An 18,691-nucleotide genomic window follows, 5' to 3' on the forward strand; every position below is an offset into this window, starting at 1 on the left:
TCATCGTCCACCGCCCAGCAGGTCGACGGTGCCCGAAGCGAAGCGTTGCAGCATGTAGAACCGCATCAGCATGCCGTCGTACCAGCCCTCCCGGTCGAGCCGGAGGAATTCGGGGCGCAATGCGTAGATCGCGTGTTCCAGCCATTGCGCGTCGCGCGCTGTCAGCGGGTTGGCGATCCATTGGTCGTTCTCGAAGTCGTAGAAGGTTTCCATGGTTTCGGTGTGAACAAAGCCGCCCAGGTCCGATGGGGCATAGGGCTCGTTGTCCTCGATCACCCAGCCGGAGCCGTGGTCGATGCCGACGACCGTCCCGTGGCCGGTGTACAGCACGTTTCCGGGATTGCGGTCGCTGTTGGCGATGAGGACGTCCAGCAGCCCCAGTCGGCGCCCGGACACCGTTTCGGTGAGTTCGGAGCGGGGATGGTCGGGCTGGGTGGACCCCGGACTGCCGTCCATGTAGTGCATGTACAACTCGCTGGAGCCGACCCGGTAGACGCCGGGGACCTCGGCGCCGATGGTGCGGCCGACCAGTGAGGCGAGTTGCTCGGCGTCGGCGCGCTGGCGGGCCGATTCCCGTTCGTTGGCGACGAACTCGGGGTCGATTTCGGGATCCGAGGTGAATTCGGTGTCCTCGGTGACCTTGTGGACCGCCAGCGTGCCATCGCCGAACCGCACGAGTTCGGTGAGTTCGCCCGATCCTCCTCCCTCGCTGAACGCCTGCCGTCCGGTGATACCGGTTTGCGCGGAGGCGATCAGGTCGTCGATCCCGTTGGAGGACCCGTGCCATCTGACGGGTTCCGCCTGGGTATGGCTCTCCGCTGTCTGCCGCCACTGCGCCGGCGCCGTGCCCGCGGGGCCCTGACCGGAGGGGCCGCCCTCCGCGCTGTGGCCGCCGGTGTCGTGGCCGTGGCGGTGGCTCCGGTGGTGGCCCGCCATGAAGACCTGGGTCTGCGCGTCTTCGGCGGAGTGGTGCCCGATGTCCTCCAGCCCGTACCTGTAGGTGAGATCGGCGACGACGTCCTCGACCGTCCGGGGCTGCTCCTTGGCCGACTTCGGGTCGGCCAGAGCGCTGAAGTCCGGTGTGACCGGGGGGTTGCCGCCCCACGGATCGCTCGGGTCGACGGGCGTGGCCGGTCCCGGCGACGGCTCCGGGGAGGAGGCGTACAGGTCGCCGGCGTCCGCATCGTCGTCCCGTGCGGTGCGCTCCCGCTCGTTCACCCCGTCCGTGCCGTGGGTGGTACCCGCCGGGCCGGCGGACCGGCCACCGCCATCGGTCCGCCCGCCACCGGATCGCGAGGTCTGCGTGGAGCCGGAGGACGCGGGCGCCTGGCCGCCCGTCCCAGGTGCCGGGGCGTCGTCATCGTCGTCATCGTCGCCGCGGCGGCCGAAGCGGCCGTGGACGTCGTCGCCGTCGTCGGGGTCGTTGTCGCTATCGCTGTCGCTGTCGTCGTCGCTGTCGCTCTCGTCGTGGTCGTCCCGCGGGTCATCGGCGGGGTGGGGGTGCCGGTGTGCCGGGGGCGCTGCGCGGTCGTGGCCCCCGTCGGACGCGGTTGCGGCATCGGTGACCTCAGCCGGACCCTCCGGCTCGGTGGCCGCGCCCTGCGACGTGGTGGCCGCGGGGTTGAGCGCACTGCTGAACAGTTCGGCGAAGCTCCCGCCGCGTTCGGGCTGCGGCGCCGGAAGCGGTCGCGGGAGGGCGTCGGCGGCTGTGGCGGATTCCGGCCGCAGAGGAGCCCGGGTAGGGGGCGGCTGCCGCACCGGCTCTGGGGACAGCGGCGCGTCGTCGCCGCTCTCGGCCAGGCGCACGCCGTCGTGCCCCTCCGGCGCCCTGTCGTCGCCGACGCTGCCGCCCGGGTCCAGGGAGAAGTCGTCGTCCGCGGGATCACGCTCCGGCGTGGACGCATCCGCGTACACGTGCCCGTGCGGGCTCACCGGCGGTGAATCGGGGGATCGCCGGTGCGTTTCCCCCGTGGCCGCCCAGGGGTCGCGCGACCACGACGGCCGGTCGAACCGCGGATCGCCGTCCGCCCCCGACCGCAGGTAGGCGTCCGGAATCGCGAAGTCGTCGTCTGCGGTATCGGGCGCCCGCGTGAACGCATCCTCAGGCGCCCGCCCGCGCAGGGCTCCACCGGCGGTGAGCCGAGAGACCGCCTGCGTTTCCCCCTCGATCTCCCCCGAGGGCGGCGGTCCGGCGTCGTCACCCCGGAACAGGTCCGCGCCGTTCAAACCGCCCGACATCATGAAGCGGTCGTCCCCGGACGGGGCCGGGGAGGCGTCGTCTCCGCGATCGGGCGTCGCCGATGCCGGCGTGCCCCCCGGAATCGGCGGGGGCGCGTGCTCGGGCACCGGAGGCAGCGGCGCAGTGGAGACGACCTGCGGGGCGGGCTGCGTCGTGGACCCGTCCGCCGGCTGGGTCTTGGAGTCGTCCTTCGCTTCGGGCTTGGTCCGGACCTTGTCCCAGGCGTCATAGGCCCGCTTGGACTCGGTGCGCAGGCGGTCCACCACCGCGCGCTGGGCGTCATAGGCCGCCTGCGCCTCCTGGGTCCGTCCCGTGTCCCGGCTCAGGCGGGCATCGCGCAGCGCCCGTTCCCGCGCCGACAGCTCCAGCGATTCCCGGGCGGTCTCCCGGGCCGCGTTCCAGACGTCGAAGCCCTGGCGGAACTCGGCGTGCAGGCCGTCCGCCTTCTTGCGCTGGGTGCTGTAGGCCGTCCGCGCGTCGCTCAGGCGCTTCGGGTCGCCGCTCTGGTGCGCTTCCTCGACGCTTCGCACGAGCTCCGGGAGCTTCTGGCGGGCGTCGAAGTAGGTCTTCTCCGTCTCGCCGAACTTCTCCTGGGCCGTGTACAGGGCGTCCCACAGCTCCTTGTGCGTCTCGACGCCGTCCACGAGCCCCAGTTGGCGCGCCTGGTCGTGGTCGACCCAGGCGACGACCTCGGCGTCGACCTCGGCCATGCCGAGCTGGTCGGTCGAGAACCCCATGTGGCGGATCTGGGCCACGGGAGATTCCGCGGCGACCAGCCACGTCGTGGGGATCGCGACCAGGTAGGCGCGCTTGCTCGATGTGGGCGGGCGGTCGGGGTGGTCCGTGCGGGTGCTCTTCGCGGTCGCGGCGGTGGACGAGACGGACGTGGACTGCCCGTCGTTCGCCGAGCCCACCGGCCAGTTCTGGTTGGGGGCGGACCCGATCACACGCCCGGTCACGCCGCCGGAGGTACTGGCGGAGTGCTCCACCGCCGTCTCCTCCTTGTGGCCGCCCTGCCGGGAGCCGCCGTGGCCGGAGTCGACCGACACGTCGATCAGCCGCGCCCCCCGGGTACGGGGGACCGCGTGCAGGCGCCACTTGAGGTCGGCGAAGGTGATCACCCGGTCCCGGTACAGGTTCGGCAGGCCCGTCCCGCTGTTGGACGCGGGCGCGAAGTTCGCCGTCAGCGCCAGACCGGTCAGGGCGGCCGGGATGTTCTCCGCCCGGGGCCCCATCGCGTCCACCAGGTACTCGCGCGCCCCGCGGACCAGTTCGGGGACTGACGCGTCCTGCGGGGGCTGCCACCCCGACGCCCGAGCCGCCGCGATGTAGCCCGCCGCGGTGACCGCGGCCCCGTCGCCCGCGACCGCGAGCGCCTCCAGCCACGGCATCGGCGCCGATTCGGTGGCGCGTCGGCGCGTCTTGGCCGTCCAGTCCTGGGCCGCCGGGTCGAGGCGCTGGTTCGGTGAGGGCAGCGCGCGTGGCTCGCCCGCCTTGGGCGCCCGCGCACCGGAGCCGCTCTCCTCCACGAGGTAGGGGGCGGGGTAGAGCTCACTCATCCGCCCCGCGGGGGCCTCGGCGATGATGGCGTCATCGCGACCCTCGACCTCCAGATACAGGCGCAGCGCCGCATCGGTGCCCATGACGGCGTAGGGGCCGGTGATCGTGGTGTCGGCCGACTCGGTGATCGAGTCCCCCGTGTTCTGGGTGGTCGAGACACCGCCCGTGCGCGAGACGTCGCCTCCGGCGGGGAGGGACACCGGCCGGCTGTTGGGAGCCTCCGACGCCGGGCGCGCGTCGCCGTCGTGGGGCAGTGCGCCGATCAGCGTGAACTCGCCGCCGACGGTGGTGTCCTTCTTCTTGCCCGCCGATTCGGTGACATCGGTGGTGCGGGAGCGCGAATCGGTGAAGTCGGCCTTGGCCCCCACCCGGTCCACCTCGCTGCGCTGCCGGATGACGTCGACCGTGATCCTCCCGGACCTCGACGCGTGGACGGTGTGCGCGGGGCGGACCTTGACGTCGATGGGCACCGCCCGTGCGGTGGCATCGTCCAACCCCCGGGTGAGGTGCTGGCCGACGCGCTGGAACAGCCCTTCACGGCTCGTCCCCGTCAGCTCCAGCCCTTCATCGGCCAACCGCTGCATGAGTGCGTCCACGACCGGCCCGGGGTCGGGGCCCTCGCGGCGGTGGCCCAGCCCGGAGAACCCGGACCGCGGCTGCCAGTCGGGCTGGAGCGCGTCGTGGCCCAGCAGCCGGGTGGGGACGGGGTTGCCGTCGGTGTCGGTCCCGATCGCGTCGTCGACCAGGCCGGCCGCATAGGCCTCGGATTCGGCGATGTAGCCGAACTCGCCGCCGGGGGCCTCGGTGTGCACGCCGTGGTGGGTGGCCGTGGAGGAGCGCCTCGGCACGGTCACGCCCAGCTTCCAGTCCTTCTTGGCCTCGGCCGCCTGGTCGAAGGACAGGTCGGCGGTGTAGGGGAAGGAGCCGCCCTGCGGGCCCACGGTGGTCGTCCGCGACACGGTGACCGAGTCGGATGTGCTCTTGGTGGTCGAGCGCGAATACGGCGTGAACGATACGCCGGGCATGGGGTTGGCGCGCTTCGCGGTGCCCACCGGGGGCTGCTCGGCCCCCGGGGGTGCCTCGTCGTTGGGGTTGTGCCGGAACCGGGCGGAGAAGGCAAGTGAGCGGGTGTGTCCGCCGTGGGTGCTCGTGGCGCCGATGCTCAGCTCGCCGCTGCTGGAGATCTCCACCGTGGTGGTGGGCATCGGGTCGTGCAGCCGGAAGGCGCCCCGGACAGCGCGGGTGACCAGGGTCGGCAGCCCGCGCCAGCGCCACGAGGTGTCCACCTGCATCAGGCCGCTGCGCAGCCCGAACCGCGACAGCAGCTGGGGCACGTTGCCGCTGAGCGTGGGCGACAGCAGCAGCTGGCGCAGGTAGTCGTGCGCCCCCCGGGACCGCCGCAGGAAGTCCTGGAACCCCGGGGTGGTGTCGGTGAGCAGCCGGTTGCCCAGCCGGTACAGGTCCGGTGCGGTCACCCTGTCGGGCGCGGTGGGCACCCCGTCCAGCGGATGGGGCGCCGGAGCCCGCCCGGTCCCCAGCACGAGCGCGCGGGCGTCGGCGGCCGACAGCCGGCGCGGCCCCGCGGGCGCGGCGGCGGTGTCCCCACCGGAGGCGGTCTTGGGAGCGGGACCGGTGGTCTCCCCGGTGGAGGCGGCGGGCGCCGAGGCCCGGCGCGTGCGGGGGGCGGGGGCCGGCGTGTTCTCCGTTGCGGGGGTCCGTGTCCCCGCGGTCCGGCCGGTGGTCCCGCCCGCTGTAGCGGCCCGGTCGGTGCCCGTGATGGGGGTGTCACGGGCGTCCGCGGGATCCACGTCCTTCCCGGCCGCGGACTCCACCTCCAGCCGCGCGTGGGGGCCCTGGATGGTGACGGCGTACCCGTCGTAGGTGCTCCCGTCCGGCCCGGTGGCGGCGGTGGTACCGCCGTCGTCGATCACCGTCAGGTCGTCGGCCTTGCGGAACTTGGCGATCTTGGCGGTGAGGTTCAGGTCCCAGCGCCACACGTCGGTGTCGCCCGTGGTGGTGACCGAGGTCTCGGTCGACCCCTTGACCCCGTGCTCCTGGGAACGCCCGCGCGGCTGGGACACCTCGGCCACCGCGTTGAACATCCCGATGTTCTTGCGCAGGCCCGTCGCATCGGCCGCGGGGTCCCGGCCCTGCGTCCCGACGACGAACTGCTCGGTCCAGGTCTTCGTGCGGTCGCGCCCATCGGTGTGCCCGGCCGACCCCGACACCCCGGACCCGGTGCCCACCGTCGAGGTGCCCCCGAAGGTGCGCCCGGTGGCATCGGCGTGCAGCCGCACCGTCACGAACGGCGGGCGGAAGAAGCCGCCCCGGCTGGCGAGAGTGGGGTCGATGCTCGTGGTCTCGATCAGATGCACGTCGACGCCCGGCCCCGTCCACTCGTCCAGGCGCTTCTCCAGGTGCTGTTCCAGGCCGGTGATCGCTTTCAGGATCTCGATGGTGTTGGCGACGGCCTGCTCGTAGTCGCGGCGCAGGAGCCAGCGCTCGCGCGGGGTGCGGCGGTCGTCGGGCCCGGCGCTGGGGCGGCGGGCATAGGTCGCCTTGGCCATGGTGTCGAGGTCGGGCACCACCAGGCCCGGGTGCTGGTCGGCGATCCCGGTCAGCACCGCCCGCGCGTACTCCTCGTACACGGTGCGGGGCCGCTGCGCGGGGCCACCGGTGACCGGCGCCGGAGCGGGCGCGGTCCGGTAGCGGCTGCCGTCCTGGTGGAGCACCTCGCGGGCGGTGGTGGCGCCCCAGTGGGCGGGGCGGTCCACGGTCAGGTGGTCGAAGCGGGGGGTGCGCCGTGCGGCGGCTTGAGGGGTGGGCTCGTCGAGGCCGGCCATGCGCCGGGCGTCGGACACCGCGATCTGCTCGATGGACCTCCCCGACGTCCGCATCAGCGTGCGGTCGCCCGAGAGCGTCGCGTAGAACACCCGGTCGACCTCGTAGGTCTCGACCTCGTCGGAGTGCGCCTTGGCCGTCCGGCCGCCCCCCGTATTGATCGCCCGGCTCGACGCGGCGTCGAGCTTGTCCGATACCTCGGCGTGGGGCATGTTGAAGCGGAGAACGCCCTTGAGCAGGGTCACCATCGCGCCCAGTCCGGCGCCGATCTTCAGGTTGGTCGAGCGCTTCGCCGCCAGGCCCGCTTCCTTGTCTCCCTTTCCACTGCGGCTGAAGGACGCCTTGTCCGGTGCGTCCTCGATCCGGGTCAGCTCCCGGGGGGCCGACCACATCGTGAGGACGCGGGTCTTGCCCTCCGCATCGGTGACCACGGCCACCGGAGCCGGCCCGCGGTCCAGCGACGGCAGGATCTCCCGGAGGGCATCGGAGGTCGTGATGTCGTCCAGGTCGGCGCTGGTGGGGTGGTCGCGGTCGATGCCGAGCTGCTGACGGATCTGCCGCGTCAGGCCGTCGATGGGGTCGACGGCCAGCGGGTGCCCGCTGCCCACCCGGGTCCCCTGCGTGTCCTGGGTGCCCCGCGTGCGCGGCCCGCTGTCGAAGGGGTCGGGCAGGACGATGCGCGCCGGGGCGTCCTTGGCCGGGTCGGCGGCGGTGCCGCGGTCCTTGAGGCCGCCGGGGACCGACATGCTCAGCCCGTTCGGCTCGACCACGGACACGACCACCGCGTTCTCGGTCAGCTCGACATCGGACGTGCGGTCACCGTCAGGGACGCGGTCCGCCGGCCCCTGGCGTCCTGCGCGCGACGGCCGCTGCGGAGTGGGCGGCGGATCGACGGTCAGCTCCACCCGCAGGGCGCTCATGAACTCCTCGGGCGTGCCCTTAAGCGCCACCTCGCTCTTGCTGGAGACGGTGTCACTGACGGAATAGCTGGTGGAGCGCTGGTTGTGGGTCCCGCTGAAGGAGAAGGTGAAAACGGGACCGGCGACGGGCGCATCGGCCGGGACCAGCCCGTAGGCGGTGACATTGAACGCCCCGCCGACGGCGGCCGTCGAGGTCGCCTGCCCCTTTCGCGAATCCTTGGTCTTGTGCTCCGCCGTGCTCTTGGTCTTGACGCTGGGGGCGCTGTCGGGACCGGTCGTCGCGGGTGCGGAGCCGGACGTCGAGGCGGGGTGCCAGGAATCGCCCTCGGGCGACAGCTTGAGGGTGACCGTCCGTTCTCCGCCCCGGCCCTTGATGGTGAAGGTGTGGCCGCCGGGGGCGAAGTAGGGCCGGGCATCGCGCGCGATGTCGGCGCGCACCTGCCGCTCGATCGCGTTGAGCTCGCCCGCGGTGAGCCGGCCGCTGAGGTCGCCGCGCGTCCCGCTGATCTCGGACCGGATCCGCGAGATGAGCCGGTCCGCGGCGGGGCCGATGAGCGGGGCGTCGATCTGCCCGCTCCTCAGCAGGTAGTTCAGCCTCCGGCCGCCGCCCCGGGTCGTCTGCGGGTCGGGCACGGAGCGGCCGCCCGTACCCCGCCCCGTTCCCGCGGGCCGCCGGCCACCGCCGCCACCCCCGGAGCGCGAGGCGTCGTTCAGCCCCTCGACCCACCGCACCCGCGCGGCGACACGGCCGTCTCCGTCTCCCGGGCGCCGGGGAGACGTGGTGCTCCCGCCCTGAGGCGGGGCCGTCGCGTCATCGCGGGCGGGGGGCGGTGGGGTGGCCTTCCGGCCCTCCAGGTCCCGCACCCGCGCGGCGACGTCGACGCTGCTCCGCTCGGAGGCACCGTCCCGCCGCTCCGGCGGCCGGTCCCCGGACACGGGGACGGCGGCCTCGCGGTCGTCGGTGTGCACGGACGTGTCATTTCGGCGCACGTCCGCCTCGTCGCCCTTCCGCGTGGTGACGGCGGGATCCTTCGGCGGCGCGGTCGGGTCGGTGTCCGGCTCGGGCGCCCCGGACCGCGGCCGCTCCACCGGCGGCACAGCGGAGTCCACCTGCGGTTCGGCGTCCGCGGGCGGCTCGGGCGCCACCGGGGAGCGCAGGGGGGCGCCGGACTCCGTGTCGGCGCCGCGCTCGGCGGCCGGTGCGTCCTGCTCGCGGGCGTCCTGCTCGGGGACGGCGTCGTGCTCCGCGGCCTCGGCGCGCCGCCGCGCATCGGCGGCCCGGTCGCTCATGAGGTCGGCCAGCCGGTCGGCCTCCGCCGCGTCGACCTGACGGATCGCGGCCTCGGTCGCCATGGCCTCCACGCGCGAGGAGGTCGTCGCCCCATCGCCCACGGCGGCCTCCGCGGCCAGGATGTCGGCCTCAGTGGCGAGCTCGCGCTCCGTCTCGGCCCGCAGCCGGGTCTCCTCCGCCTCCGCCGCCAAAGCCTCGGCCTCGGCGCGCTCGGCCCCCGCCCGGTCGGGCTGCTTGCCCTTGCGGGCGCGAGCGAGTTCGCGTTCGCGCTCGGGATCGACGGTCGTCCGGCCCTCGTCGGGGTCGACGACGGGCGACCGCGCATCATCGGTGTTCGCGGTGCCGGCCTGCGCCGGGTCGGGTCCCGTCACACCGGTGTCCGCACCGTCCTCGGACGGGGTCGCCGGACGGAGGGTGTCACCGTCTCCCCGCGTGCCGTCGTCCGCGCGGGGCGAAGGGTTGAGCACGTCCCCCCACGACCGCGCCAGCGACGGCGGCGGTTCGGGGGCGGGCGGCTCTGCCGCGGTGTCGCTCGTCGGCCCGGCGGCGGGCGGCGCGGCAGGGTCGGCCGGACGCATGCCGGGAGCCCGGCGTCCGGCATCCCCGGTACCCGCGTCCCGGGCGGGCGTCGGCTCCGCGGGGCCGCCCCGCCCCGTCATCCCCGGGCCGAAGGGCCTTCCCGGACCGGGCGGCCCGGGCTGGTAGGAGGTGAAGGCGGCCGGTCCGCCGGGCTGCGCGGCGGCCGGCGGCGCGATGGCGCCGATCTGGGCGTCGGTGATGGGCACACCCGACCACTGGAGGACACGCAGCGCGTCCGCGAGGCCGCCCTGGCTGTTCCAGGCCATGAGCCGGTCGTAGACCTGCTGGGCGGTGAAGTGGGCCGGGGGGTGACCCGGGGTGGTGACCGTGATGTCGTCTGCGGACGCGCCGAGGGCGACCTGGTCGTAGGCCGAACCGAGGATGGACAGCACGGCGCGTTCGGCCACCGGCGGCGGCAGCGCGCCCAGGCCGACTCCACGTGGCAGGAGGGCGAGGACCTGGTGCCGCGCCAGGTCGGGCAGGGACCGAGTCCAGTCCTCGCCCCTGACCTCGATCGAATCGCCCTGGAGCAGCTGATACGCGCCGAGCAGCCGCCCGTCGCGGCGCCACCCCTCCACCGCGGCCTCGGCGTCGCGGGCGCTGATGGCCGGGTGGTCGCCGGTGGCGGGGATGTCGGTGAACGGGCCGCGGCCGGCGGCGTGCTCGTGCCCCGCGGCGAACACGGCCAGGGCTTCGGCGCGCGCCACCGGGTGGTCGGAGCCGGCCAGGCCACGGCCGAGCCGGACGCGTTCGGCGTCCGGCAACGCGTCGACGACGGCTCGGAAGGGGATGTCGATATCCGCTTCAGTGGCGAAGACCATCATCGGCGCGAGCCGGCCCTCGTCCTTCCACCGGGCGCGGTCCTCGCTGTAGGCGACCGGGTCGGCGGCGTGCTGCTCGGCCTGCTCGGGGCTCCAGCCGCGCACGTGCTCGTCGACGGCGAGCGCGAAGTGCTCGAAGACCTGCTGCCCCCGCGGGTCCGTGGAGAGTACTCCGGGCTCCAGGAACTCGGTGATGTGCGACCTGTCGTCGTCGGACAGGTCCGCCAACCGCACCGGCGGTGTCTGGGCGGAGGAGCCGTCGCGGGCGACCGAGGCGGCGGTGTCGAGGTAGCTCTGCCGGATCCACGGGTCGGCGACCTCCACCAGCCACCCGTTGGCGTCCTCGGCCGTCCAGTTGTGCCCCATGAGGCCGGGCCCGGGGCGGATGGCATCGGCATCGTCCCCCCAGCGGAAGAACGAGTCCCCCTCGGTGTACTCGTCGACCATCCCGAGGAAGTGCAGGGTCTCATGCACCCGCGACTTCACCGGGTACACCCCGTCGTACCAGACCTCGGTGCTCATCCGCTCGTCGGTGTAGGGCCGCGACGGGTCCGCGGCGAGCACCTCGATCTCGGCGTGCACCTGATCGGCCGGCGTGTCGCCGTCGGCGAACTCCAGGCGGACGTGGAACTGGTCGCCGGTCCCCGGCAGCGGGTCGAAGCCGGGCACCGCGCCCTCGTTGCCCCACAGGTCCGGGTCGTGCTGGTCGGGGATGCTGTCCTCACCGAACAGCGTCTCCAGCAGCCGCGTACCCATCCGGTGCACCACCGCACCGTCCTGCGGACGCACGAGACTGCCGTCGCCGCGCAGCCGGAACTTGTGGTTGAGCATCTGGTCCAGCGCGTCGGCATACTCCTGGCGGTACCGGGCGAGCCGCGCGTCCGTCATGCCCTGGTAGGGAGAGAACCGCGGACGGAAGGTGATCTCCATGACGTGGGTGGGGCCGCCCGGGGTGCGGTGCTCCTCAGGGATCGGGATCCGCCGCCACTCGAACCTGCGCTCGTTGCGGAGGTGGTCGTCGGCGTCGACGTGGAGGCCCTGTGTCAGGTGGTAGGTCACCGGGGCGCCCGTCACGACGTCGTAGAAGTCCGCCTCGAAATGCGGCCCGCCCACCTGGTGGACCTGGGCGTCCTCCCGCGCCGCCTCCCACACCGACGCATGCGCCAGCCCCCCGTGCACCTGTGCCGGGGCGTCGCCGACCGGGTCCGGCCGCCGCCGCACCGGTCGCGGCTCCACCATGGTCTCGATCCGGTCCAGAGTGCGCCGCGCCACATACGGCTCGGCCACGCCCCGCGCCGGATCGCCGTCCAGCATGCCGAGCCGCCGCAGGACCTCGCCCACGCCCCGGCCATCGGCACCCGGTCCGGGAACGGGGGCCGTCGACCCGTCGACCGCGGGCGGCACCGGGGACCACGTGACGGTGGCGTGGACGCTGTCCTGCGCGTCCATGTACCCCGCCTCGACCACGTTCACGTTCAACTGCCGTCCGCCGCGCGGCAACACGTACTGGTCGTTGAACACGGACTCGATACGCCGCTTGAGCCCCTCGGCGGCCGCGCTCCTGGTCTGGGCGTCCACACCGCTGCCGGGGAAGTGGCGGAACCGCAGCGTCACGTTGCGGACACCGGAAGGACCGCCATCGTCCCCGCCACGGTCGATCTCGATCGTGGAGGACTCGAAGAACCGGTTGTCGATCGACACCTCGGCACGCATCCGCCCGTTCGGCGTGTCGACCTCGACCGTCAGCGGCGGCGCGTCATCGGCCTCCGAGGAGTCGACGCTCATCTCGTCCGCCGACGAGTCGAAGTCCCCGTCATCCTCCGGCGGGTCGAGGGTCTCTATGTAGTTGCGCGAGAAGAGCCGCCGCTGCGGAGCCGACTCCGCCCCCCACCTGTCACGACCGGGGAGCCCTTCCGCACGGGGCGCGGGATCGCCCGGCCGGTGGTTCACATACGGCTCGGCCGTGCCCGGCGCCGGGTTCCGCGGGGCGTCCGCCCCGCCGGCCGCGTCCCGCACGGGGTCGAACTCCGCGAAACGGCTCTGGGGGTCCGCTGAGAAGGGAGCGGGCGCCCCTGTCCCCTGGGGAGCCGGTTGCTGCTGGGACGGCCCTGCCGGTGCGGGGGCGGCGCCAGCGGGGGCACCGGGCCTGCGCACGGGCACACGCAACTGGACCAGCCGCTGCATCGCGGGGCGCAGGACACCCTCGGCGAGCCATTCGTTCCACTGGGTCGTCACCTGGGCCTCAGTCAGCCGCACCTCCGGATGCCCCGGCACGGACACCGTGAGCCCCTTCGCGGGCTGGTTGTGGACGAGCTGGTCGTAGCGTGCGCCGAGGATGTCAAGGGCGGCCCGTTGCAGCACGGGCCACTGGAGAGCGCCCAGGCGGCCCAGCACCGAATTCGGCTGCGGGCCGCCCGAGGGCATCAGAGCGGCCACGACCGCTGCACGGCCGGCGTCGGGCAGGGCGCCGATCCATTCGGAGCCCTCCACGCGCACACCGGAGTCGTGGAAGATGCGGAGCCCTTCGACCAGGAGATTCCTGGTGTGCCATTGCTCCAGCCTGGCCTCGGCGTCGCGCGCGGTGATCGCGGGACGCCCATTGCCGGCGGGGATATCGGCGATCGGGCCGCGCCCGGCCGCGCGGTCGAGGCCCGCGGCGAAGACGGTGAGCGCGACGGAGCCGTCCACAGGATCGTTCGAACCGGACAGGCCGTGAGCGAGTCCCGCCAACGCGTGCGGGGGAAGCGTCTTGATCACGGCCGAGGCGGGCACAGTCGCCCCGAGCCGGCCCGCGGCATCCATCGCCCGCGCCAGCCGGCCGTCGGCCCGCCAGCCGTCGACCTCGGCGTCGAAGGCGCGGAGGGCATCGGCGGCGCGGGTATCGGCGCCGGAGTCGGCGGCGTGCCTGCGGGCATCGGCCACACGCGCGTCGGCGGCACGCGCCGCCTTCTCGAACTCCGCGGCGGCCGCTTCCGCCGCGCGGGCCGCGGCCTCATCACCGGCGGCACGGGCCTGCGCGGCATGCGCCTGCTCGCGCTGCGCGGCGGCACGCGCGTCGGCGGCGACGCCGAGGTGTTCGCGGACGGCGGCACGCGCGGTGGCGTCCGCGGGAGAGACAAGGGCGTCGGCGACCTTGTCACCGTCCCAGCCGCGGACGAACCGGTCGGTGGCGAGGGCGAAGCGGTCGAACACCTCGAACCGCCGCGGGTCGGTCGCGGCCATGCCGGGATCGAGTGCCCGGGCGATGAAGGTCTTGGCCTGGTCGCTCAGGGCGCCGGCCCGTGGCGGTGCCGGGTGGTCCGACGTGCCGTACTCCATGACCGAGGCGATGGTGTCGGCGTAGGCGGTCCGCACGAAGGGTTCCTGGGTCGTGCGGAACCGCCCCCCGGAGTACTCCGACCAGGAGTTGGTCATGTGGCCGCCGTCGAGGCGCACGGCATTACTGTCCTGGCGTCCGCGGAAGACGGACGTCGCGTCCCAGTACTCGTCGGCCAGACCGAGCCAGTGGTCGATCTCGTGGACCGCCGCTTCCACCGGGTACGCGTCGTGCCAGAACAGCATGTTCATGCCCGGGACGTCCTCGCGCCGGGTCGAGGGGTGGTAGTGGCGCACGGTGGGGACGGCGTGCACGTCGGCGTCGGGCGTGGAGTCGTCGGCGAATTCGAGGCGGATGTGCAGCTGGTCGCCGGTCCCGGGCCGCGGATCGGCGCCGGGCACCGTGATCGGGTTGCCTTGCAGGTCCTTCGGGTCCGAAATGCTGTCCTGGCCGAACAGCGTCTCGGACAGCCTCGTGTCGAGCCGGTGCACCACCGCACCGTTGTCGTTCACGACGGTCCCGTCCCCGCGCAGCCGGAACCGGCCGTTCCACATGGCGTCCAGCTTCTTGCCGACGTCCTTCAGATAGGCGTCGAACCGCTGTTCCGTCATGCTCTGGTGGCGGACGGGCCGCACGCGGAAGGTGATCTCCCGGATATGGGTCGGGCCGTCCTTCCCGGCCTTCTTGCGATAGGTGTCGGGGATCGGGATCCGCCGGTGCTCGAACCTGCGCGGACCGGTCCACTTGGCGTCCATGTCCGCCGGGATGAACCGCGGCGTGCCCCGGGAGGCGTCCTGCTCCACCACCGACGCCGGGTCCTTGACGTTGCCCTGGGCGTCGACGTCGTTCTCGCCCAGTGGCCGGGCGGCACGGGCGTCCTTCTTGATCTCGGCCCTGGTGGCGTCCGTATGCGCGCCCACCTGGTGGACCTGCGCGGCCGCCCGCGCGGCCGCCCACTCCGCCGCGCCCTTGCCCCGCCACTTCGACGGGTTGCCCGCCACCTTGTGCTCATAGTCCGAGAGCGGGACCTCGCCCTGGGGATCGGCCCACCGCCGCGGCGGCCGCGGCCGCACCATGGTCTCGATCCGCTCCAGGGTCCGCCGCGCCACATACGCGTGGTCCTCGCCCCGTGCCGGGTCGCCGTCCAGCACTCCCAGCCGGCGCAGCACCTCGCCGATCCCCCGGATATTGCGGGGGCCGCCGGCGGGTGCGGGGGCCTGTGCGACGTCGCCCGATGACGGCACCGGAGACCAGGTGAGGGTGGCGTGGACGTTGTCGTGCGGCCGGTCGTCCTTCAGCACCACCACCGACACATGGAGCTGCTCACCGCTGTCGGGCAGCACGAACCTGCGGTTGAACAGCGCCTCGACGTAGCGCCTCACCCCCACGTTGGCCTGGAGCGCGGTCTGCTCGTCCATGCCGTCGCCCGCGCGGGTGAGCACCCGCAGCCGGACATGGCGGAAGGACGCCGGACCGTCCCCGTCGCGTTCACCGTCGCCGCGGACGACCTCGACCGAAGAGGACACGAAGAACGGGCTGTGGATGTCCACCTGCGCGCGCATGCGGCCGCGGGGGGTGTCCATCTCGATGCTCAGCGGCGGCGCGTCCGCGGGTGGCTTGAGGGCGTCGGCGAGGTCGCGGGAGAACGCGCGGTACACCACCTCCGGCTCGGCGTCGCCCCGCTTCCGCTTCCTGTCCCTGGTCTCGTTGAAGTCGGGCAGGCCCTCCCGGACCGGTGCGGCGTTCTCGATCCGCTCCAGCGTCTGGCGGGCCACGAACGGTTCATCGCGGCCCTGCGCCGGATCGTCGTCGAGCAGCCCCAACCGCCGCAAGAAGTCGCCGACGCCCCGGCCATCGGCGTCCGGCCCCGGCGCGGGCGTCGGTGTACCGTCGGCCGCGGGCGGCACCCGGTGCCACACGACGTCGGCGTGGTAGGGCCGGTCGGGGACCGCCGAGACCACGGACACGTGGAGCTGTTCACCGCTGTGCGGTAGGACGTGCCTGCCGTTGAACCCCTGCTCGATGCGCCGCTTCAACGTCGCGGTGGCCGCCAGCGCGGCGTCCCGGTAGGCGGCGTCGGCGGCGGCGGCCTCGTCCGGGGCGCGCATGCGCAACCGCACCACGACCTCGCGGACATAGCGGCTGTCCGCACCGTTCTCACCGGGGACCTCGACCACCGAGGATTCCAGGAACGCCTGGTGGACGTTCACCTCCGCGCGCATCCGGCCCCGGGGGGTGTCGAGCTCGATGTTCAGGGGAGCGGACGCCCCCTCGCGCGCCTCGACGAACGGCAGGGCCAGCATCCGCTCCGACCGCTCCGTCCCCTTCTTCGGGTCGAACTCGGGCAGGTCGTTGCGGACCGGCGCCGGATCCCGCAGAAGGAACCGCGGCCGGCGCCCGCCCCCGCCAGCACCCCCCGCCCCTGTAGAGGGGCCGGCGGTCGCCGCGAGCCCCGACCCGGGAGCGGGGGGCGGTGCGATCTCCGCGACGGCCGTTGCATCGGCCGGCTCCGTCGCGGCCTCGGAAGGCACGGCGGGATCGGCGGGCGCCGTGGCCGGGTTCCGCAGCCCGTCGCCCTCGTCGGCCATGCCCTGGTCGGGCAGGAACCCCGCCGGGCCGCCCTGCCCCGCCGTCGAACTCGCGGGCCCGCCCGTCGCCGCCTGCGGCTGGGGCAGTGTGGCCGCGGCCGGAACGGCCTGGGTGAGGAAGGGCCTGAGCAGGGGCACGTGCGACTGGCGCATGAGACCCAGCGCGTCGTCCACAACGCCCTGCAAAGCCCAGTCCGCCAGCTGGGTCGTCACCTGGCGCTGGGTCAGCCGGAGCTCCGCGTGTCCGGGGACGGTCACCGTGATGTCCCGCGGCGGCTCGTTGTGGACCATCTCGTCGTAGCGCGCGCCAAGGATGTCAAGGGCGGCTTGTTCCAGCACCGGCCATGGCAGGTCGTTGAGGCCGTCAAGGTCGGCGAGGCCGGTGAAGATGTCTTCGGGGTCCGAGCCGTCCGGCGGCAGCAGCCGGTCGACGAGCTGTTCCCAGCGCGCGTCGGGCAGGGCACTGGCCCATTCCCGGCCCGCGACCGGCACACCGTTGTCGTGGAGCACGCGGTGCGCGGTGATGAGGTCGCCGTTGTTGCGCCACTGGTCGAGCCGGGTGCGGACGTCGTCGGCGGGGATGGCGGGGCGCCCCTGCGCGGCGGGCACATCGGCCAGCGGGCCGCGCCCGGTGAACAGGTCCCGGCCCGCGGCGAACACCGCGAGCGCGTCGGCGACGTCCGCGGGGTCGCCGGAGGCGGCCAGCGCGGCACCGAGCCGGTCGCGCGCGGCGGCGGGCAGCGCATCGATGACGGCCGAAGAGGGCACGCGGAACCCGCTCCGGTCGGCGAGGTCCAGCGCTCGCGCCAGCCGGCCGTCGTCCCGCCAGCGCGCGATGTCGGCGTCGAAGTCGCGCAGGGCGTCGGCGGCGCGGGCATCGGCGCCCGTGTCGGCGGCACGCTCACGCGCCTCCTCCGCCCGTACCTCGGCCGCCTGCGCCGCCTTCTCGAAACCAGCGGCACGGGCATCCGCGGCACGCGCCCCCGCGTCGTCGCCCTCCGCGCGGGCCGCGTCCGCGCGCTCGTGCTCACGGCGGGCTGCGCCACGCGCATCAGCGGCGACGGCGACCTGTTCCCGCACGGCCCCCAGCACCGCGGCGTCGTCGGGAGAGACGAGCTGGTCGGCGGCCCGCGCACCGTCCCAGCCCCCGAACAGCCGGTCCATGGCCAGAGCGAAGCGGTCGAACACCTTGGTCCGGGCCGGATCGCCCGCGGCCGGGCCGGGCTCCAGAATCTGGGCGACCGCCGTCTTGGCCTGGTCGGGCAGCTCGCCGACCCGGGGCGGCGGCGTGTGGACCGACGAACCGTGCTCCCCGAGCGCGGAGATCGTGTCGAGGTACAGCGACCGGATCACCGGCTGGCGGGTCTCCGAGACCGGGAACGTGGTGAGGTCGGTCCAGGCGTTGCCCATGAGGCCGTAGCCCGAGCGCACGGCATCGGCATCGGGGCCCCACCGGAAGACCGCCCCCGGCGCCGCGTACTCGTCGAGCAGTCCCCACACGTGCCCGGCCTCATGCGCGGCCACCTTCGGCGGGAACCACGTGTACCAGTTCATCGTGCTCGGTGTCTGGGTCCACGCCGGCCTGGCGGGATCGAAGGCGTGCAGGGTGGGCTGTCCGTGCACATCGACGGCGGGCGTGGTGTCATCGGCGAATTCGAGGCGGACGTGGAACTGGTCGCCGGCCCCGGGCAGCGGGTCGGCGCCGGGCACGCGGGCCGGGTCGCCGTTCAGGTCCCCGGCGTCGGGGCGGCTGCCCTCACCGAACAGCGTCTCGAGCAGGTCCGTGCCCATCCGGTGCACCACCGCGCCGTCCTCGGGCCGCACGACGCTGCCGTCGCCGCGGATCCGGAACTTGCGGTTCCACAGGGCGTCCAGGTCCGTGGCGAACCGCCGGAGATAGGCGTCGTAGTCCGCCGGCGTCACGTTGGGGTCGCGGTGGACGCGCGGACGGTACGTGATCTCCCGGATGTGGGTGGGGCCCCCGTCCGTGCGGTGCTCGGCCGGGATCTCGATCCGCCGCCACTCGAACCTGCGCTCGACGCCCCATCGGGGACCCATGTCCGCCTTGATGAACCGCTCGGGGTCACCGGGCCGGTGATCGGGGTTCTGCGCCACCTGCGCCGGGTCGACCGGGTTACCGCCGGCGTCGACGTCGATGGGGCCGCCGTTGGCGTCATGACCGCGCGGGCCACCGTCGGGGGCCAGGTCCAACGGGCGCGCCGCACGGGCGTGCCGCGCGATCTCGGAGTAGGCGGCGTTGACATGCGGCCCGCCGACCCGGTGGACCTGCGCGGCATCGCGGGCGTCCGCCCACACCTGCGGGTCCATCGCCGACGGGTCGGCCAGGCCCGTGCGCACCTGCGCGGGCGCGTCGCCCTCGGGATCCGAGAACCGCCGCGCCGGACGCGGCTCCACCATGGCCTCGATCCGGTCCAGCGTCCGCCGCGCCACATAGGGCTCGGCCACACCCCGCGCCGGGTCGCCGTCCAGCATCCCCAGACGGCGCAGCACCTCACCCACACCCCGGCCATCGGCC

General features: G+C 74.0%; 1 protein-coding gene (only partly in view). It reads right to left on the reverse strand.

The features are described from left to right. Positions 1 to 18,691, reverse strand: the 3' portion of a protein-coding gene (locus ACFOVU_RS07805) for a hypothetical protein (RefSeq protein WP_378531319.1). It continues 22,451 nt past the right edge of the window; 18,691 of the gene's 41,142 nt are visible here — the last part of the coding sequence; the start codon falls outside the window, past its right edge; the stop codon is at positions 1 to 3.

The organism is Nocardiopsis sediminis (assembly GCF_042650565.1).
GTDB classification, from domain to species: domain Bacteria; phylum Actinomycetota; class Actinomycetes; order Streptosporangiales; family Streptosporangiaceae; genus Nocardiopsis_B; species Nocardiopsis_B sediminis.